Source organism: Allorhizobium sp. Av2, assembly GCF_021462805.2.
In the GTDB taxonomy this organism is placed as follows: domain Bacteria; phylum Pseudomonadota; class Alphaproteobacteria; order Rhizobiales; family Rhizobiaceae; genus Allorhizobium; species Allorhizobium vitis_G.
Genome location: NZ_CP192699.1, coordinates 304,908 through 324,676 on the forward strand (window position 1 = coordinate 304,908; position 19,769 = coordinate 324,676).

Annotated in this window: 17 protein-coding genes and 1 pseudogene; 13 read left to right on the forward strand and 5 right to left on the reverse strand. The window is 60.5% G+C overall.

Annotated elements, in window-relative coordinates:
• The first annotated feature begins 40 nt into the window (after positions 1-40).
• The gene (locus tag FS819_RS27115; RefSeq protein ID WP_070167290.1) at positions 41-559 is read left to right on the forward strand and encodes a hypothetical protein; all 519 of its coding nucleotides are present in this window, start codon (positions 41-43) and stop codon (positions 557-559) included.
• A 169-nt stretch (positions 560-728) separates the two neighbouring features.
• Here the strand turns inward: FS819_RS27115 and FS819_RS27120 are convergent, their stop codons facing one another.
• A complete protein-coding gene (locus FS819_RS27120; protein WP_070149918.1) occupies positions 729-950 on the reverse strand; it encodes a heavy-metal-associated domain-containing protein in 222 nt (73 codons plus the stop codon).
• Positions 951-1,163: 213 nt separating this feature from the next.
• On the opposite strand from FS819_RS27120, the gene FS819_RS27125 reads away from it, so the two are divergent.
• Positions 1,164-1,538, forward strand: coding sequence for a hypothetical protein (locus FS819_RS27125; RefSeq protein WP_070149967.1), 375 nt, complete (start codon positions 1,164-1,166; stop codon positions 1,536-1,538).
• 101 nt (positions 1,539-1,639) lie between these two features.
• Here FS819_RS27125 and FS819_RS27130 read toward each other — a convergent pair.
• A pseudogene (locus FS819_RS27130) lies at positions 1,640-1,726 on the reverse strand (winged helix-turn-helix transcriptional regulator); the annotation flags it as partial.
• Positions 1,727-1,771: 45 nt separating this feature from the next.
• Entirely contained in the window at positions 1,772-2,140 is a 369-nt protein-coding gene (locus tag FS819_RS27135; protein WP_498724753.1) for a MerR family transcriptional regulator, read from the reverse strand.
• Between the two features lie 102 nt (positions 2,141-2,242).
• On the opposite strand from FS819_RS27135, the gene FS819_RS27140 reads away from it, so the two are divergent.
• A complete protein-coding gene (locus FS819_RS27140) occupies positions 2,243-3,109 on the forward strand; it encodes a cation diffusion facilitator family transporter (protein WP_070149920.1) in 867 nt (288 codons plus the stop codon).
• Positions 3,106-3,597, forward strand: a complete 492-nt coding sequence (gene lspA, locus FS819_RS27145) for a signal peptidase II (protein WP_070149921.1) — start codon at positions 3,106-3,108, stop codon at positions 3,595-3,597. The genes FS819_RS27140 and lspA overlap by 4 nt, the downstream gene beginning before the upstream one ends.
• Positions 3,598-3,619: 22 nt before the next feature.
• Here the strand turns inward: lspA and nadE are convergent, their stop codons facing one another.
• A complete protein-coding gene (nadE, locus tag FS819_RS27150; protein ID WP_081341783.1) occupies positions 3,620-4,438 on the reverse strand; it encodes an NAD(+) synthase in 819 nt (272 codons plus the stop codon).
• Positions 4,439-4,642: 204 nt separating this feature from the next.
• Between nadE and FS819_RS27155 the strand changes: the two genes are divergently transcribed.
• From FS819_RS27155 to FS819_RS27195, 9 genes are all read left to right on the forward strand, one after another.
• Positions 4,643-5,005, forward strand: a complete 363-nt coding sequence (locus FS819_RS27155; protein ID WP_234624960.1) for a hypothetical protein — start codon at positions 4,643-4,645, stop codon at positions 5,003-5,005.
• Between the two features lie 123 nt (positions 5,006-5,128).
• Positions 5,129-5,533 carry a FixH family protein gene (locus tag FS819_RS27160; protein WP_070149922.1) on the forward strand — a complete coding sequence of 135 codons (405 nt, stop codon included), beginning with the start codon at positions 5,129-5,131 and terminating at the stop codon, positions 5,531-5,533.
• The gene (locus FS819_RS27165; RefSeq protein WP_081344229.1) at positions 5,530-6,957 is read left to right on the forward strand and encodes an efflux RND transporter periplasmic adaptor subunit; all 1,428 of its coding nucleotides are present in this window, start codon (positions 5,530-5,532) and stop codon (positions 6,955-6,957) included. Before FS819_RS27160 ends, FS819_RS27165 begins: the two co-directional genes overlap by 4 nt.
• Complete coding sequence (locus FS819_RS27170) at positions 6,954-10,109, forward strand: efflux RND transporter permease subunit (RefSeq protein WP_070149923.1); 3,156 nt, start codon at positions 6,954-6,956, stop codon at positions 10,107-10,109. The genes FS819_RS27165 and FS819_RS27170 overlap by 4 nt, the downstream gene beginning before the upstream one ends.
• A 20-nt stretch (positions 10,110-10,129) precedes the next feature.
• Positions 10,130-10,585, forward strand: coding sequence for a DUF411 domain-containing protein (locus FS819_RS27175; RefSeq protein WP_070167291.1), 456 nt, complete (start codon positions 10,130-10,132; stop codon positions 10,583-10,585).
• A gap of 1,043 nt (positions 10,586-11,628) precedes the next feature.
• A complete protein-coding gene (locus tag FS819_RS27180; RefSeq protein ID WP_018326273.1) occupies positions 11,629-11,805 on the forward strand; it encodes a hypothetical protein in 177 nt (58 codons plus the stop codon).
• 180 nt (positions 11,806-11,985) lie between these two features.
• Positions 11,986-13,023, forward strand: a complete 1,038-nt coding sequence (locus FS819_RS27185; RefSeq protein ID WP_070167292.1) for a DUF3991 and toprim domain-containing protein — start codon at positions 11,986-11,988, stop codon at positions 13,021-13,023.
• Between the two features lie 64 nt (positions 13,024-13,087).
• Positions 13,088-13,693 (forward strand): DUF1419 domain-containing protein, encoded by a 606-nt coding sequence (locus FS819_RS27190; RefSeq protein WP_070167315.1) that lies wholly within the window; start codon positions 13,088-13,090, stop codon positions 13,691-13,693.
• 89 nt (positions 13,694-13,782) lie between these two features.
• Positions 13,783-18,873, forward strand: a complete 5,091-nt coding sequence (locus tag FS819_RS27195; RefSeq protein ID WP_156538739.1) for a helicase-like domain-containing protein — start codon at positions 13,783-13,785, stop codon at positions 18,871-18,873.
• A 168-nt stretch (positions 18,874-19,041) separates the two neighbouring features.
• Here FS819_RS27195 and FS819_RS27200 read toward each other — a convergent pair whose 3' ends face one another.
• A complete protein-coding gene (locus tag FS819_RS27200) occupies positions 19,042-19,284 on the reverse strand; it encodes a hypothetical protein (RefSeq protein WP_070149928.1) in 243 nt (80 codons plus the stop codon).
• Positions 19,285-19,769: the final 485 nt, after the last annotated feature.

The window sequence follows — 19,769 nt, forward strand, 5'->3', positions numbered from 1 at the left end:
TGGCAAGGTCCTCTTATCGAAACAAGCCTGCCGAGGAACCATGAAATCTCTATTGGTCGCGCTCCTTTTCTTGCTTCTGCCTTTTTCCGCGCTGGCGCAGGAAAAGCACACGCATTCCTCGCCTTATGTTGGGCAGCAGATGCGCGAAATTAAAAGTCTGTCGGCAGAAGACATCGCGGAACTGGAGGAAGGAGGAGGGTGGGGGTTAGCGAAGGCCGCCGAGTTGAACGGCATGCCAGGACCCTCGCATGTTCTGAAAATGAAGCATGAGTTAGGACTGACGGCGAACCAGGACGCTTCGACAGTGCGAATTTTCAACGGGATGCGAGAAGACGCCATCGAGGAGGGAAGAAACTTGATCGCTCGGGAAACGGCGCTGGAGGTCGGATTTCGCAAGCGCTCTATTTCTCCTAAAGCTCTCCAGGAGCGAATTCGCGAGATCGAAACAAGCCGCTCAAATCTGCGTTATATTCATCTTTCGGCTCACCTAGAGATGATGGGTGTTTTGAAGGAGGAACAGGTCAATCTGTACAATGACCTGCGCGGATATTCTCCCTGACCGGTTGCAGGCTGCGATCAACTTAGATCGAAAACATGATCCGAAGAACTCTTTTCGAAACATGGCCCGTTTGATGCGATCTGCTCGTTGGCTCTCTATCTGAACCTCGTCAATCACACGCGCCGTCGAGATGGCGCGTGTTTGTTTGTGCGTGCTGAGCCCGAAGATTTTAGGCGACGTGGCTGCAGCAGGATTTCTTAAAAGACGCCCCATATCCGGCGCTCGCAATCGACGCGATAAATGCTTCGGACGCCATTTGCGACTCGATTGATACGGTCTTGGTGCTCAGATCGACAGCCACCGAAGCGCTCGGATCGACGGTCTTTACAGCCTTTTCTACGGTGCTGACGCAGTGACCGCAGGTCATGTCGGGTATGTTGAGATGATACATTGGAAGTCTCCGATTAATGTGACTGATGCAATGTGGTGCTTCCAACGGTGGGAGGGTCAAGGGCCTCCAGTCCAGATGTAACGTTTTTTGTATTTTCGGTACACGTGAAGGGATATTAACCGCTTGCGACCTTCCCTCGCGCCTGGAAGGAGTTGACTGCACATGTTCGTGAGATGTCTTCCAATGAAGAGGGCTCCTTGCCAGACTAACAACATGAGGTTCATGAAAGTCATCCATCGACTGCTGTTCGTGACCGCCGTGCTCGGGATCATTGTCGGTCCCATTGGCATCCAGGCGGCTGACAGTGCGATGGCCGCCTCGGGGCCTGCCGCGATGGATAGTCTGGCCGGGGTTGGCATGCCTGACGACATGCCATGCTGTCCCGATGAACAACCGAGCAAACCAGACTGCGGGAGCAAGTCCTGCCCCCTGGCTGTGCTCTGTACGACGGCGATGGTCGGTCAGGTGGCGACCTCGCATTCATGGTTATTGAACGTCGGCTGGACCGCCTACCGGTTCCTTACTCCCCTTCACGCGGAGCTTGCCTCCTCACTGGTCGATCCGCCAGTACGTCCCCCAAGACTTTGATCCCACGTCATTGAGTACGTTGTCGATTCGGCACGGTCGCAGGCCTGCGTCCGTGCAGTACCGATGGCGATCGGATCAAACCTGCTAAAAACTCAACAAGAGCCTTCTGATATTAATCGCTTCAGCATCTTTGCGACAGTCGGCTGCGCGACGCCGAGACGTTGGGCGACATCCACTTGCCAGGTCTCGTCCGCCGGAACTGTCGGTTGAAGTCTGCCAACACAGTTTTGATGTCAGCCTGAGGATCTTCCTCCCGCCATGGCGTCGATGATCCGGCAATCGGCCACCTGACCGAGACGGCATTCGGCTATCATCCGCCGCAGTTCCGTTTTCAGGTTCGTAAGACGGGCGATACGATCTTCCACGGCGTCGAGCTGGCTTTGCGCGATGCGGCTTGCATCCTCACACGATGCTTCCGGTTGTTCCTGGAGAGCCAGAAGAACGCGCACCGATGCCAGATCGAAACCAAGTTCCCGGGCATTCCGGATAAAGCACAGTCGTTGCGCGTCTGCTTCGCCATAGGTGCGACGGCCGTTGGACATCCTGGCTGGGATTGGGAGAACCCCGATGCGCTCGTAATAGCGAATTGTCTCTATGTTCACGCCAGATTTCTCGGATAAGTCGCCGATCTGCATTTTTCATCTTGCTCCTGTAGTCACTACAGGTAGTACCATGGTCGAATTCAAATATCGAGGACCGACGAAATGGCAGCAGCCGCAACCGACACAATCCGCTATCAGGTGACGGGGATGGATTGTTCCTCCTGCGCTGCCAAGATCGAGGGGGCCGCGCGCAAGGTCGAAGGGGTGGCCGACGTGAAGGTATCGATCGCCTCGCAGGTTATGACACTGGAAGTTGACGAGCCAGCGGCCCGCCTTCCTCTGCTGGAAAGCGCCATCACGGGTCTGGGTTATCAGCTCGACCGCATTGGTGCATCCAGGGACATTGCAGACGGCGATGACGACGACAGGATTCCGGACCTGTCTCATGTCACCCCGGCATATAAAAGGGCGCTCTGGATCGTCGTGCTCCTGAACGTTGGTTACGGCGTCGTGGAGATCGTCGGAAGTTTCCTCGCCGGCTCCCAGGCGCTGCAGGCGGACGCCCTCGACTTCCTGGGGGACGGCATGATCTCATTCCTAGGGCTGGTCGCGGTCGGATGGGGCCTTGCCGCCCGTGCCAAGGCGGCGCTTCTACAGGGTGTATTCCTCGGCCTGCTCGGACTCGGCGTCGTCGCGTCGACCATCTACAGGGTGTTCATCGAGCATCAGCCCGAATCCGTGCTAATGGGCGGCTTCGCGCTTGTCGCCTTCGTCGTCAACGTGCTGGCGGCCGTGGTGCTCATCCCGCACCGTAAGGGCGACGCCAACATGCGCGCGGTGTGGTTGTTTTCGCGGAACGACGCGATTGGCAATCTCGCGGTTGTGGCCGCTGCGGGCTTGGTCTGGTGGATGGGAACGCAATGGCCTGACCTCGTTGTTGCTTTCGCGGTTGCAGGCCTCTTCCTTCAATCGGCGTGGTCGATCATCCGGGACGCACGACAGGACCTTTCTGCGTCGAGGGACAGATGAGGGCGGTGGCTTCAATTTCCTTGGTCCTGGTCGGCGCGGCACTTGATCTGGGAGCGAAGGCGTGGGCGCGGGCGAGCCTTGAACCCTACGGTCCGCCCGCGGACTTTCTGCCTTTAGTACCGTTGCGCCTGACCTTCAACAACGGCGTGTCGTTCAGCATGTTCGCTGTCGACGGCGAAATCGGCAAAGCCGTCCTCATCGGGGTTACGGGCATTATAACACTTATCATCGCCATGTGGGCGTATCGTTCGCGCGGCTGGCAACGGGCAGCCCTGTCGATGATCCTGGCTGGCGCGCTCGGAAACCTGATCGACCGAAGCCTGAGGGGCGTCGTGACTGACTTCCTGAGCCTCCGTCTTGGCGAATGGGAGCCGTTCGTGTTCAATCCGGCCGATGTCTGGATTTCTTCAGGCGTGGCGCTACTGCTGGTCCTGCAGACCACGCAAGGCGGAAGCGCCGAGGTGGGCGACAGTACGTCATCGCGGTAACGAGCCTAAGGACCGTTCCTTGTCATTGCGGCGAGAGTGGCAGGGCGCGCTTGTGGGCCGTCGCGACGTGCGTCGTGAGGATGCGCTGAAACGCGGCTTCCTCGATCGGCTTTCCTTCCAGGAAGTCGTCGATCTCATCATACGTGACCCCGTAGACGTCTTCATCGGGCCGCAGCGGAGCGTCGGACTCCAGATCGGCGGTCGGCACCTTGAACACCAGGTCCCGCGGCGCACCGAGATATTCGGCGAGCGCCCGCACGCGCCGCTTGGTCAGTCCGGAAAGCGGCAGGACGTCCGCAGCGCCGTCGCCGAATTTCGTGAAGAAGCCCATCAATGCCTCCGCCGCATGGTCAGTCCCGATCACCAGGCCACGAACCGCGCCGGCGAGCGCGTACTGGGCGATCATCCGCTGGCGCGCCTTGATGTTGCCAAGGTGGAAGTCCAGCCGAACGGTTTCGAACAGGTCGCCTGCGTCCCCGCAGACCTCGGCCATCATCGCGTCCGCTGCGGGCTTTATGTCGATGGTGACTACGCGGTCGGGGCCGATGGACGCGAGCGCTCTCTGAGCGTCGGCCTCGTCGGCCTGCGTGCCATAAGGCAGTCTGACCGCGATGAACTCCGCCTTATGCCCTCTGCCCCGGAGGCGCTTCACCGCAGTCTGGGCAAGCAGTCCCGCGGTGAGCGAATCCACTCCCCCGCTGATGCCAAGGACGAGCGCTCCGCATGACGAGGCTTGCATGTAATCCGCGAGGAAGGCCGTTCTGCGCTCGGCTTCCGCGGACGCGTCGAATTCCTTCGCTACTCCGAGCGCCTCGATAATCTGCAAATGTTGGTCACGCACGACAATCCTCCATAACAGCTGTGAAATCCAAACCAGGCGAGAAAGTTGCAACCTGCCGAATCCCGACTGTCTTGTGAACTTACATGGCCGCAGATCGACAGGTAATCGGAGCAGGCGCGAAGTGCGTCGCTGTCGCTAACGCACTTTTCAGTGAGACCTCTTCCAACCTCGATGTCTTCGTGCCAGACTATGCGGATGAGGTTCATGAAGGTCATCCATCGACTGCTGTTCGTGACCGCCCTGCTGGGGATCGTGGTCGGTCCCTTGAGCATCGGGGCGGCGGACAGCGTAATGGCGGCCTCCGGACCCGCGATGCACGGCATGTCCGGCATGGAGATGTCAGGCGACATGCCGTGTTGCCCTGACGAAATGCCGGCCAAGCCCGACTGCAGCGGCAAGTCATGTCCTCTGGCCTTGGTGTGTACGACGGTGATCGTCGGCCAGGTGGCTAACCCGCATTCCTGGTCGTTGAATCTCGGTCGGGTCGCCCATCGGTTCCTCATTGCCCTTCATGCGGAGCTTGCCTCCTCACTGGTCGATCCGCCAGTACGTCCCCCAAGACTCTGATCCCACGTCATTGAGCACGTTGTCGATTCGGCACGGTCGCAGGTCTGCGTTCGTGCAGTACCGATGGCGATCCATATTGACTGAGGACGAGGTTGCAGACCCGTCCGGACGAGACATTCAATCATGAAACAGATCACCTTCGACGCGAGGATCGCGCTCCTCGCCAGCGCACTGCTGTTCATCACCGCCACGGCTTCCTTCGCCGGAGCGCAAGACTACGAATTCCAGGCCGTCCAGACCGAGATCAAGCAGGGGCCAGGTTCGACCGTGTCGGTACGGCTGGTCGATAAGCGGACGGGCAAGACTGTCCCCGATGCCGTCATCTTCACGACGCGGATGGACATGGCTCCCGATGGCATGGAGACGATGACCACGACGGTGGAGTCAACTACTTCCGCGGAGCCGGGCGTATACGCTTTCACGACGAACCTTTCCATGGAAGGCGGATGGCGTTTCCAGGTCGCCGCCAAGGTTCAAGGCGAGCCTGAGACAGTAAAAGGCGAAGTCGTCTTGAAGGCAATCCCGTGAGCGTCTCACGCATCATTGCTACGCTTTCCCTCGCCGCGATTGTCGGTTGGGCAGGCTATCGGGCCGGGAAAAACGATGTCGGTGCACGCCTGCGGCGGTACGTCGATGATAGCGGTATGGCCACAGAGGCGGAGCCGCGACGCGAAGGAACGGGAGCGGTGATCTACTACCGCCACCCGGACGGGCTGGCCGAGTATTCCGCAAAGCCGAAAAGCACCGACGACGGGCGGCCGTTCGCGACCGTCCGTGCAAGCGAGGATGTCAGCCTCAGCGCGGCCGGCGCGGTCGCACCGTCACCCGACACGGCATCCGTCTCACTCGAGCGTAAAATCTTGTACTACCGCAACCCCATGGGGCTTCCCGACACCTCCAAGGTCCCGAAGAAGGATTCAATGGGGATGGACTATCTCCCTGTCTATGACGGCGAGGTTAGTGACAGCTCCACCGTCAAGGTCTCACTTGGCAAACTCCAGCGGACGGGGGTGAAGACTGCGCTGGCGGAAATGACCACGGTCACCCGGAAAATCCGGGTGCCCGGAACCGTGACGCTCGACGAGCGCATGGTCAGCATCGTCTCGATGCGGGCGGACGCCTTCGTCGAGGACGTCGCTGATGTCACCACCGGTGACCGGATCACTAAGGGAGAAGACCTCTTTCACTTCTATTCGAAGGAGATCGCCACCGCTGGGGCCGAATACGCGACCGAGATGCGCAACGGCGGCAAGGCGGGTCCAGATACGGGGTCGGCTCTGCGGCTGAAGAATCTGGGTGTGCCCACGACAACGATCACCAGCATCGCTACAGAGCGGAAGGTGCCGCAGAGCATCGCCTACACATCGCCGCGCGACGGTGTCGTATTGGAGCGCATGGCCGTGAGCGGCATGATGGCCGAGGCTGGCGATGTTCTGTTCCGTATTGCTGACGTGTCGAAGGTCTGGGTGATCGCCGACGTCCCCGAATACGAGCTTAGCGCCGTCCGCGAGGGAGCCGCAGTCGCCGTCATCATTCGTAATCTGCCCAGCACGACGTTCAAGGGAACGGTCGACCTCATTTATCCGGAGGTCCAGGTGCAAACCCGGACCACGAAGGTCAGGATAGAGCTTCCGAATCCGGACGGTCTGCTAATGTCCAACATGTACGCAGAGGTCGAGATCGAAGCCAGAGCCGGAAATCCGGTCGTCGCCGTTCCCAACAGTTCGATCATCGACACGGGCGACCGCCAGATTGTCTTTCTCGACAAGGGCGAGGGCAGGTTCGAACCGATGGACGTCGCGCTGGGTGTCCGAGGCGAAGACATGACGGAGATCATCAAAGGCATCGCAGCAGGCGACCGCGTCGTTGTTTCCGCCAACTTCCTGCTGGACGCCGAAAGCAACCTCAACGCGGCACTGAGTGCCCTCACGCAGGACGAGGCAAATCCATGATTGCCAACGTCATCGCATGGTCGGCCCGCAACCTCGTCCTGATCCTTGTCGGCGCTGCTCTTTCTATCGCGGGCGGCGTCTACGCGCTGCGCACGCTGCCCCTTGATGCGATCCCCGATCTCTCCGACGTTCAGGTCATCGTGTTCACCGACTATCCCGGTCAGGCTCCGCAAGTGGTCGAGGACCAGGTCACCTATCCGCTAACGACCTCCATGCTGACCGTGCCGAAGTCGAAGGTTGTGCGTGGTTTCTCGTTCTTCGGCGTTTCGTTCATCTACGTGATTTTCGAGGACGGGACCGATCTCTACTGGGCGCGCAGTCGAGTACTCGAATACTTGAATGCCGCAGCTAGCCGTCTGCCGGACGGCGTGTCGCCGAGCCTCGGGCCGGATGCTACGGGCGTGGGCTGGGTCTACCAATATGCCGTCGTCGCCAAGGAACTGTCGCTGGCCGAACTTCGGTCGCTTCAGGACTGGGTCGTGCGCTTTGCCATCTCCAAATCCGAGGGCGTCGCCGAGGTGGCCAGCGTCGGCGGCTTCGTTAAGCAGTATTCCATTGTCGTCGATCCCGCCCGCCTGAAGGCTCAGAACGTGTCGCTGTCGGATATCGCCGATGCCGTGCGCTCCAGCAACCGCGACGTCGGCGGACGAACGATCGAGCTTTCCGAGTTCGAGTTCATGGTTCGGGGCAAGGGCTATCTGCAGGGCATCAATGACATCGAGAGCATCGTACTGAAAACGAATGCTGGCGTCCCGCTGCATCTCTCGGACGTCGCAAGGGTCGAACTGGTGCCGGACGAGCGGCGCGGCATCACCGAGTTGAACGGTGAAGGCGAGGTCGCCAGCGGCATCGTTCTCCAGCGCGACGGCGCCAACGCGCTGACCGTCATCGAGAATGCGAAGGAAAGCTTGGCGGCGGTGCAGAGCAGTCTTCCGGCTGGTACCGAAATCCTGCCCGTCTATGATCGTTCGAAACTCATCGAAGCGGCAATCGAGACCTTGAAAGTCACGTTGATCGAGGAATCGATCGTGGTTGCACTGGTGACTATCGCCTTCCTTTTGCATGTCCGAAGCGCGCTCGTGGCCATCATCATGCTGCCGATCGGCATTCTCATCGCCTTCATGGCCATGCGGGCGCTAGGTCTGGGAGCGAACATCATGAGCCTCGGCGGGATAGCTATCGCTATCGGTGCGATGATCGACGCGGCCATAGTCATGATCGAGAACGCCCACAAGCATCTGGAACGCGCGCCTCCTGACAAGCCTCGAGCCGAAGTGCTGATCGAGGCGGCAAGCGAGGTCGGGCCGGCGCTGTTCTTCAGCCTGCTGATCATCACGGTGTCGTTCCTGCCGATTTTTACGCTCGAATCGCAAGAGGGCCGCCTGTTCGGACCGCTCGCCTTCACCAAGACCTTCGCGATGGCGGCGGCAGCGCTGCTGTCCATCACACTTGTTCCGGCACTGATGATCCTGTTCGTCCGCGGCCGCATTGTCCCAGAACACAAGAATCCGCTGAACAGACTGCTGATCTGGATATACCGTCCGGTCATCGCGGGCGTCCTTAAGGCCAAGAGCCTGACAATCCTGGCAGCCATCGTGATCCTCGGGGTGACCGTCTGGCCCGTGCAGCATATCGGGAGTGAGTTCATGCCTGATCTCGACGAGGGCACGCTGATGTACATGCCGACAACGCTACCCGGCCTCTCGGTGACAAAAGCGGCGGAGCTCATGCAAACGCAGGATCGCATCATCAAATCTTTCCCCGAGGTCGAGACGGTGTTCGGCAAGGCGGGTAGGGCGTTGACGGCAACCGATCCGGCTCCGACGGAAATGTTTGAGACCATCATCACCCTGAAACCCAAGTCCGAATGGCGGCCGGGCGTCACGTCTGACAGTCTGAAACAGGAGATGGACGCGGCACTTCAGTTTCCCGGTGTCTCCAACGCCTGGACGATGCCCATCCGCGCCCGCATCGACATGCTTTCGACCGGAATACGCACGCCCGTCGGCGTCAAGGTCTACGGGACCAACCTGAACGAGATGGAGAAGGTCGCTCGCGATATAGAGACCGTTCTCAAGGCGGTGCCGGGAACGTCGAGTGCCTACGCCGAGCGCGTCATCGGTGGATACTATCTCGATATCATCCCTGATCGCATGGTGCTCGGGCGCTATGGGCTTTCGATCGACGATGTCCAGGATGTCATCGGAATGGCCCTGGGGTCCGAGGTCGTGACCTCGACGGTGGAGGGCAGAGAGCGGTATGGCGTCGCCATCCGTTACCCAAGGGCTTTCCGAAGCGATCCCCAGTCCATCGCGAGGGACGTCCAGGTATCATTGCCCGGTGGCGGCACGGTTCCGTTGGGCGAGGTCGCCGAAGTCAAGCTCACGCGCGGTGCCACGACCATAAGGACGGAGAACGGCCAGCTCGCCGTCTACATCTTCGTAGACATCGCCAACCGCGACCTTGGGGGCTACGTTGCCGAAGCCCAAGAAGCCGTCGCGGCGAGCGTCGAGATGCCCACGGGCTATTCCGTCGCATGGAGCGGGCAATTCGAATATCTGGAACGGGCAAAGGACCGACTAATGATCGTCGTCCCGCTGACGCTGGCGCTGATCTTCCTGTTGCTTTACCTGAACTTCAAGACGTTGACCGAAACGGTGATCGTCATGCTGTCCCTGCCGTTCGCTCTGGTCGGCGGCATCTGGATGATGTGGTGGCTGGGCTTCAACGCCTCGGTCGCCGTAGCAGTCGGCTTCATCGCGCTCGCGGGCGTGGCAGCCGAGACCGGGGTGATCATGCTGATCTACCTTGACCACGCACTCAGGGACGAGAAGGCGAAGTGCGAGGCCGAAGGCAGGATATTCGGACGGGAAGACCTCAACAGGGCCATCATGTTCGGAGCCGTCGAGCGGGTGCGTCCGAAGATGATGACTGTTGTCGCGATCATGGCGGGCTTGGTACCAATTCTCTGGAGTACGGGTGCCGGCTCGGAGATCATGCAGCGGATCGCCGTGCCGATGATCGGCGGCATGGTATCATCGACACTGCTGACGCTGGTCGTAATCCCGGCAGTCTACGGGCTGGTCAAGGGTTATGGATTCAAGGCGGCGCGCACGGAAAAGCAAGTCCCCGCATCCTTGGCCGCACATTAAGTTTGATAAGGAGAAGCGCGATGAAAAGAAGAGAATTCCTTTGCACCCTGGCTGCCATCGGAGCGTTGCCCGTAGCCGGAGCGGCGCTGGCAGCCGGCGAACGCATGGTCGTCTACAAGGACCCGCACTGCGGATGTTGCCACGTTTGGGCGGACGCGATGAAAAATGCCGGGTTTTCCGTGCAGGCGGAAAACGTGGACGACCTCGACGCCGTAAAGGACCGCTTCGCCGTCCCCACCAATATGCGGGGCTGCCACACCGCGGTGGTCGCGGGATACTATCTCGAGGGACACGTTCCCCTGGACGCGGTGATGAGGCTGTTGTCAGAGAAACCCGAAATTGCGGGGCTCGCCGTGCCGGGTATGCCCGCCGGGTCATTGGGCATGGGAGACGATCCCCGCGCATCGTATGACGTCCTGGCCATGGGAAAGGACGGTGCGAACAAGCTCTACCAAGCGGTCAGGCCGAAAGCCTAATTGGCGCGCCAGCTGGACCGCCAGAAATTTCGGGTGAGCACGTTGACACGAGATCGGCTTGTCTTTTGGGAGGGGTGGTCGCCCAATCACCGTCAAAGCGGCGCGCGACGCATGTTGTTTCAGGCGCTGGAGAATTCCGGGTTGATCATCAGACGTGTCGCGCTCGACGTGCGGGCCGTTGTAGGACGCCGATGGAAGGCGAAGACGAGAGCAGTGCCTGTCGAACTGCCAGACGAGCTACTTAGCGCGGTGGCCTGAGAGCCAACATCTTTTCGGATGGGAATTTTCGACCTCTATTTTGGTTGTTGTTATTGCCGTGGGAAATTTGAGGATTCTTTTAACAGTGGGATACTTCAGTCAGGAGGAACTATGTTCCATAAATATGCTTATGCAATTTTTGATAAGATATTGAAATACTTCATATAAAACCACCTCTCCGTCATTCGGATTTTGTGTAACTTGCCACTGTCGCCACCGGTCTCGAGAGATTGATGATCCGCTTCCTCACACGATGGCTCGCACATCGCCGGGCAATACGGCGGCGATGGCAGGCTGATGCCAGGCTTCTCGCAAGTTCGGATCCAGCCGGGTCCTACTACGAAGCACAGCGCCGTGCGTTGCATAGCCGGTCCAGTGGTGATCTCGACGAGTTCTGGCACTGGTCGAAAGTCGCCAGCGAGATAGCCCGGATAGAGCCACGCGCTGAGATGGACTTCGCTGTTCTCAAGGCCTTGTCCGATCAGGAGAAAGCCGGCCGTCGTTGACTGGTGGGCTGGTCAGACAGGTGCTCGGCAACAAATGCTGAGCTGGCTTCCGTGAACGATCTGTGCCGGATACCCCAATTCCCGCCGAAGCAAACCAATCCCGCTCTTTATGGATGGCGTCCTGGACCATGTCCGGATCTCCGTCGATCAACCCACTATCGGGGTCGGCTAGCAAGCTGCCGCCGCTTGCGCCTTTGGCTTCGCGGTGATCGCGACCGTCCCCGGTCCTTTGAGGAGCCATCGAGCGGGATCGGCCTGCTCCGGACGGAGGTTTCTCACATGGCACAGGATCTTGCACTCGCACAAAGCCACGCATTTTCGCTTTCCCGCATTCTCATGGTTCCCGTCACCCTGTTCAAATCTGGCGACGAATTCGGCGTCCTTCCGTCCGACGAACTCGATGACGAAGACGATCTTGAGATCGTGCATGAATATTTCCCCCGCGGGTCTCATTGAGACCCGCATGTCCCTGCCGCTGGCGACCTGTCGGCCGCAAGGGAAGCTCCGCCGCGGCCGGTGCAAATCTGCACCTTGATTGCCGCGCCCTTGCCCCCTCCATTCTTCGCGGCGGAAACGAGGATGGCCGCAGGTATGCGGATTGGAAAAGAAGGGCGATCGACAAGTGATCGGAAAACAATGAAGAGAGAAGAGTTGGAGGCGCTGCGCGCCAAGGTGAGTTGCGAAGCCGTGCTGGAGCAGGCCGGTTACGAAATCGATCTCAAAGAGAGCACGCGCCGCGCCGTCAAATACCGGCGTGGCGGCAACATCGTCATTGTCACGCATGACGGACGCGGCTGGTTCGATCCGCTCAGCGATGAGAAAGGCGACGTCTTCGGCCTTGCCATGTTCCTGGAAAGGATCCCATTCCGAGCTTCAGCGGAAGCAGTCGCGTCACTTGTCGGCGTTCAACTCTCCCGGCCGGAATGGAGGTCCCCGCGGTCTTCAGTGCCCATAAAAGACATTTGCGATCGTTGGCGCAGCCGGTCCACGCCTTCGCCCGGATCCGGTGCCTGGCGCTATCTGTGCTGGGCGCGCTGTATCCCGACGGCCATCGCCCGACAGGCTATTCGAGAGGGTGTCCTGCGGGAAGGGCCCTTCGGCAGTATGTGGGCAGCCCACGTCGATAGCGAGGGTCGCGTCGTCGGTTGGGAGGAGCGCGGTCCCGACTGGCTTGGCTTTTCGACGGGAGGCTCAAAGGTTCTCTTCCGCTTTGGACCAAGCGATGCCTCTCGTCTCTGCGTTACCGAGGCCGCGATCGACGCAATGAGCCTTGCCGCACTCGAAGGTCCGCGCGAGCGAACTCTCTATCTCAGCACTGGCGGTGGGTGGTCTCCGGCGACAGATGCGGCGCTTGCCGAACTTGCTGTGCGGCCGGGACTGACACTGGTCGCGGCTACGGATGCCAATTCCCAAGGCGATGTCTATGCAGAACGATTGCGGGCGCTCGCCGAGGCATCCGGTTGCAACTGGCAGCGGCTACGTCCGCCGGCGGAGGATTGGAACGAGGTTCTCCAAAACAGAGAGAGGGAAAAATGGGAGAGGAAGAGCGAGAAGAACAACGAGGCCTGCCGCATGCGCGCCGGCCGCATCAAGGGAGGCTTCGCCCGGCATGCGCCGGCCCTTGACCCAGCCGGACACGAGGCCGGCAGCGCGGAAGGGGTCATGAAGGACTGAAGTGGATAGTGAGGTCGAAACGACATTGCTGCCTTTGGTCCTAAACCCCGAAAGGATCAAGCTGATGACCTCGAGAGCCCTTCCCCGCAAAATCTTTCAGGGAGCGGCCAAGCGTGCCGACATGTTCCGGATGTTCGACAGGCACGCTATGCGCCCCGACCGCTTTGCTGGCGACCAGTCTGCCGTCTATGCCGGCGAATGGTTCGAGATCGATGAAACCTCCCACTCCTATATGCTGGATATTCTGCCGCCGCTCTGGATGCGCGGGCCGATCTTTGCGATGCGCGAGTTTATGGCCGGTTCGGTGACCTCGGTGTTTTATGCGATCCGGATCGATGAAGCGGTCCGCTATTTTCACACATACTGCGACCTCTCGGACCCGAACTCTGTGGAGGCGATGCGGATCGCTATTATTGACCGCGAAACCCGACCAGTCCGGGCGATGAGCCGCGAAGAACGGCTTGAGCACATCTGGAGCACGACCACCGACGGCTATCGCGGTTACGCCGGCGACAACTGGCCGAAGCCGATGCAAGGCCACCGCACGGTGATGCTCTACGGTGGCAGTGAAGGCACGTTCCTGAAGTTGCTCGACACCCTGTCCGACGACGAGATCGCGGCCAAGCTGCCGGTGCATCTACGCCACCTCCCCGCATCGCTGGCCGCCTGAGCCAGATCATCATTCGCAAACTCCGCGCCGAATGCGGTCTTCTCGGTGGCCGAGCGATGGCGCACGCCCTCATTTCAAGGAACTTTCCCATGAGCAACGATCCATTTACATCAGACATGTTCGGCTCGAGCGTGCTTTCGTCCGGCCTCGGGCTTGGCGTGACAGCGTTCGGCGGGTTCTCGCCTGATGCCGCCAATGACGACGATCCGGATCCCCTGCCGCCAGCACCTGCACCCGCCCTCGCCGTCGCTGCCACGCCTGCCCGGCGCGCGAGGCTTCGGGCAAACTTCTATCTCGACGGCGACCGCGGGCTCGCCGCCTCCTGGAGGGATCGCGCTCGCGCCAATGTCGCGGCGATCCTTGTCGCCAACGGCATTGCCAAGCAGGACCGGCCGGCGACGGCCAAGGAACAGGCGCAGTTGATCCGCTTCACGGGCTTCGGCGCCGGCGAACTGGCCAACGGTATGTTCCGTCGGCCAGGCGAGGTCGATTTCCGCCAGGGTTGGGACGATATTGGTTCTTCGCTCGAGACCGCGGTTTGCGAGAGCGACTACGCGTCGCTTGCCCGCTGCACCCAATATGCGCATTTCACGCCGGAGTTCATCATCAGGGCAATCTGGGCTGGGGTCCAGAAACTGGGCTGGCGCGGCGGCCGGGTGCTGGAACCTGGCATCGGCACGGGGCTGTTCCCGGCCCTGATACCGGAGCCATATCGCGACGTTGCCTATGTGACCGGGATTGAACTCGATCCGGTCACCGCTCGCATCGCCTGCCTGCTTCAGCCGAAGGCGCGGATCATCAATGGCGACTTTGCCCGCACCGATCTGGCGCCGATCTACGATCTCGCCATCGGCAATCCGCCCTTCTCCGACCGCACCGTCCGCTCGGATCGCGCTTACCGATCGCTTGGCCTTCGTTTGCACGACTATTTCATCGCCCGGTCGATTGACCTGCTGAAGCCCGGTGCGCTTGCCGCCTTCGTCACGTCGCATGGCACCATGGACAAGGCCGATACCACGACACGCGAGCATATCGCCAAGTCGGCCGACCTGATCGGGGCAATCCGGTTGCCCGAAGGCAGCTTTCGCCGTGACGCCGGCACGGATGTCGTCGTCGACATTCTGTTCTTCCGCAAGCGCAAGCCCGGAGAGCCGGAGGGAAATCAGCTGTGGCTCGATGTCGATGAGATCAGGCCGGCCACCGACGAAGAAGGCGCCATCAGGGTCAATCGCTGGTTTGGTCGGCATCCGGACTTCGTGCTCGGCACACACGCCCTGACCTCCGGCCCGTTCGGCGAGACCTACACATGCCACCCACGCGATGGAGAGGATCTCGAAGCCGCCCTTGCCACTGCCATCGAGCTTCTGCCGGCTGATCTCTATGACGGCGAGCCGACACCGATCGATATTGATCTGGAGGACGAACTCGGCGAGATCGTCGCCTTGCAGCCGAGAGGCGGCTCCGTTCGCGAGGGCAGCTTCTTCCTCGACCGGTCGAAGGGCCTGATGCAGATGCTCGACGGATCGGCCGTGCCGGTCACCGTCCGCAAGGGTCGCTCAGGCAATGGAATCCCGGAAAAACACGTTCGGATCATCAGCAAGCTGATCCCGATTCGCGATGCAGTGCGCGAGGTCCTGAAGGCGCAGGAAACCGATCGGCCATGGCGCGATCTCCAAATCCGATTGCGCATCGCCTGGTCGAGTTTTGTGCGCGATTTCGGGCCGATCAACCACACAACAGTCTCGATCCAGGAAGATGCCGAGACCGGCGAGGTCAAGGAAACGCATCGCCAACCGAACCTCGCACCGTTCCGCGACGATCCCGATTGCTGGCTGGTCGCCTCGATCGAGGACTACGATCTGGAGACGGACACGGCGAAACCGGGGCCGATTTTTTCCGAACGCGTGATTGCTCCGCCGGCCGCACCGACGATTACCTCACCTGCCGATGCGCTCGCCGTCGTGCTGAATGAACGAGGCCACGTCGATATCGACCATGTCGCCGAGCTGCTGCACAGCGATCCTGCTGATGTGGTCGACGAGCTGGGCGAGGCCATCTTCCGTGATCCGGCCGATGGATCGTGGAAGACGGCAGACGGATATCTCTCAGGGGCCGTCCGCACAAAGCTCGCCGCCGCGCAGGCTGCCGCAGAGCTCGACCCGTCATATGAGCGTAATGTCCGCGCGCTTCTAGATGTTCAGCCGGCCGATCTGCGTCCCTCGGATATCACAGCCCGTCTCGGCGCACCTTGGATCCCGGCCGCCGATGTCGTCGCCTTCGTCAAGCAAAAGATGGAGGCTGATATCCGCATCCATCATATGCCGGAGCTTGGTTCCTGGACGGTGGAGGCACGGCAGCTCGGTTACAGCGCCGCTGGCACATCGGAATGGGGAACGAGCCGCCGCCACGCCGGCGACCTGCTGTCTGACGCGCTCAACAGCCGAGTCCCACAGATTTTCGACGTCTTCAAGGATGCCGACGGTGAGCGCCGGGTCCTCAATGTAGTCGATACGGAAGCCGCGCGCGACAAGCTGCAGAGGATCAAGCAGGCTTTTCAGGACTGGGTCTGGACCGATCCAGATCGCACCGACCGGCTGGCCCGCGATTACAATGATCGCTTCAACAATATCGCGCCGCGGAAATTCGACGGCTCCCACCTGAAACTTCCCGGCGCCTCTGGCGCCTTTGTTTTGTACGGGCACCAGAAACGCGGCATCTGGCGGATCATTGCCGATGGCTCGACCTATCTTGCCCATGCTGTCGGCGCCGGTAAGACGATGACGATGGCGGCGGCCATCATGGAGCAGCGCCGGCTTGGACTGATCGCCAAGGCCATGCTGGTCGTGCCCGGCCATTGCCTGGCGCAGGCCGCTCGCGAGTTTTTAGGCCTCTATCCGAATGCTCGCATTCTGGTGGCGGATGAGACGAACTTCACAAAGGACAAGCGGGCTCGCTTCCTCTCGCGCGCCGCGACCGCGACCTGGGACGCGATCATCATCACGCATTCGGCGTTCCGGTTCATCGCCGTGCCGTCCGCCTTTGAGCAGGAGATGATCCAGGGCGAGTTGCAGCTCTATGAGGATCTGCTGACCAAGGTCGACAGTGAGGACCGCGTTTCGCGCAAGCGCCTTGAGCGGCTGAAGGAAGGTTTGCAGGAGCGGCTCGAAGGACTGGCGACCAGAAAGGATGACCTGCTGACTATCTCGGAAATCGGCATCGACCAGATCATCGTCGACGAGGCGCAGGAGTTCCGCAAGCTCTCCTTTGCTACCAACATGTCGACATTGAAGGGCATCGACCCGAACGGCTCGCAGCGCGCCTGGGATCTCTATGTGAAATCCCGCTACATCGAGACGAAGAACCCCGGCCGCGCACTGGTGCTCGCTTCCGGCACGCCGATCACCAATACGCTCGGAGAAATGTTCTCGATCCAGCGTCTGCTTGGGTATGTAGCGCTTGCCGAACGCGGCCTGCACGAGTTCGACGCCTGGGCATCGTGCTTCGGCGACACGACTACCGAACTCGAAATCCAGCCATCGGGAAAATACAAGCCGGTCAGCCGCTTTGCTTCCTTCGTCAACGTGCCGGAGCTGATCGCCATGTTCCGCTCGTTTGCTGATGTGGTGATGCCTGACGATCTGCGGCAATACGTGAAGGTGCCCAACATCTCGACCGGCCGGCGGCAGATCATGACTGCCAAGCCGACGGCACTGTTCAAGACCTATCAGCAGATGCTCGACGCGCGGATCAAGGCGATCGAGCAGCGCGAGGGTCCCGCCAAGTCCGGCGACGACATCCTGCTGTCCGTCATCACCGATGGGCGCCATGCGGCGATCGACCTGCGCTTCGTCATGCCGGCGGCCGACAACGAGGAGAATAACAAGCTCAATCTGCTCGTCCGCAATGCCCACCGGATCTGGAAGGAAACCGGCGAGGCGATCTATCGACGCCCCGACGGCAAAGACTTCGATCAACCAGGGGCAGCCCAGATGATCTTTTCCGATCTCGGCACGATCAACGTGGAGAAGAGCCGAGGCTTCTCGGCCTATCGGTTCATTCGCGACGAGCTGATCCGGCTCGGTGTGCCGGCATCGCAAATCGCCTTCATGCAGGAATACAAGAAGACCGAAGCCAAGCAGCGGCTGTTCGGTGACGTGCGCGCTGGCAAGGTCCGTTTCCTGATCGGCTCGTCTGAAACGATGGGCACGGGGGTCAACGCCCAGCTTCGGCTGAAGGCTCTCCATCACCTCGATGTGCCATGGCTGCCATCGCAGATCGAACAGCGAGAAGGCCGGATCGTCCGTCAGGGCAACCAGCACGACGAGGTCGACATCTTCGCCTATGCGACGGAAGGTTCACTCGATGCCAGCATGTGGCAGAACAATGAGCGCAAAGCCCGGTTCATTGCCGCGGCCCTGTCGGGAGACACCTCGATCAGGCGACTGGAGGATGTTGGTGAAGGGGCGGCCAACCAGTTCGCCATGGCCAAGGCGATTGCATCCGGCGATGAGCGGTTGATGCGGAAGGCAGGCTTGGAGGCCGATATCGCACGGCTCGAACGGCTGCGGGCCGCCCACGAGGACGATCAATACGCCGTCCGCCGGCAGATGCGCGATGCAGAACGCGAAATCGAGGTCTCTACCCGGCGGATTGGCGAAATCGGCCAGGATATCGCGCGGCTGCAGTCGACCACCGGCGACGCCTTCACGATGACGGTTCTCGGTAAAGAACATGCCGAGCGCAAGGAGGCCGGTCGGGCGCTGATGAAGGAAATCCTAACGCTTTTGCAGCTTCAGCATGAGGGCGAGGTTCACCTTGCCACGATCGGCGGCTTCGATCTGGTCTATGAGGGTGAGCGGTTCGGCAAGGGCGACGGCTATCGCTACGGGACGCTGCTCCAGCGCACGGGCGTAAGTCAAGAGATCGAGCTTGCAATCACGGTCACGCCGCTGGGTGCCATCTCACGGCTGGAGCACGGACTCGACGGCTTCGAGCAGGAGCAGCTTCAGTATCGCCGGCGGTTGGAAGAGGCCGAGCGTCGGCTGGCCTCCTACCGTTCTCGAGACGGAGGAGCGTTCGCGTTCGCTGACGATCTGAAGGAGAAAAGGCGAGAACTACGTGACATCGAAACTCAGCTGGCGGACGGTCTCGGCAATGAGACCAACACGCTGGCCGCATAGCTGCATTGCACAATAAGTGTTTTCCGATTGGCCAGAAATCAGGCATAAAGCCTACAGCTGATGCATATGGCGGTCTCCTCCCAGTTCCGCCGCAGCAGCTGTTCCCCTCTGGAGGTCAAAGATCTCCACACTTTATGGCCCGCGGTTTACTCCGTCGGCCCTTTTTTCTTACACATCATCATCCAAAGATATCTCGTCTTGGCCAGGCTGACGACCACGGTGCTGTTCTTCCTTGAGAGAAAAACTGTCGAGATAGCGCTCGCGCATCGTACGCATGTCGATGTCGCCACTGATCCACGCATCCAGCAGAGCCATAAAGATTGGGTCCTCGTCGATCGGCATACCACGCGACTTCGCGCGATTGATGGCGCGGTGTGCGATGGCCCTCCGGGCTTCAGGATCGGTACTCATCTTTCCTCGACTGGCACTCTTGGAGGGCGGCGACATTTATCAGCGAGTATTCACGCTCGCGACTTGAATTTTCCCGCCATCAACAATATCTGAGCATCACTTCCCGTTCAGATGATGTCCTTACGCTGCAATCGCTGTGGTTTTCGACGTCGTCCGGGATCTTAAAGGGCGCTCCCCTCGCGGGTCGAGCGCCCTTTTGCGTTTCGGTTTCCGGTCGAGGTTTTTCATGTCGTTCGCGCCTCGGCGTACGCGGACAGCACTTCTAATGGAGAAACGGAAAAGAAGGAGGAGGGAAAGAACCGGTCGCCGATCGGTCCTCCTGCCGACGCGTACGCTCAACCGCCGCCTGCGCTATCCCGGCCACTCGTTCTTCGCAGGGCTGTCAGCCCCGCTTGTCCTTCGCAGCAGGGATGCTCGGTCGCAGTTGCGTCAGTCCGGCCGTTCGGCGGTCCGGGAGGTGTCTTCGAGAAAAATGAAGACAGGAA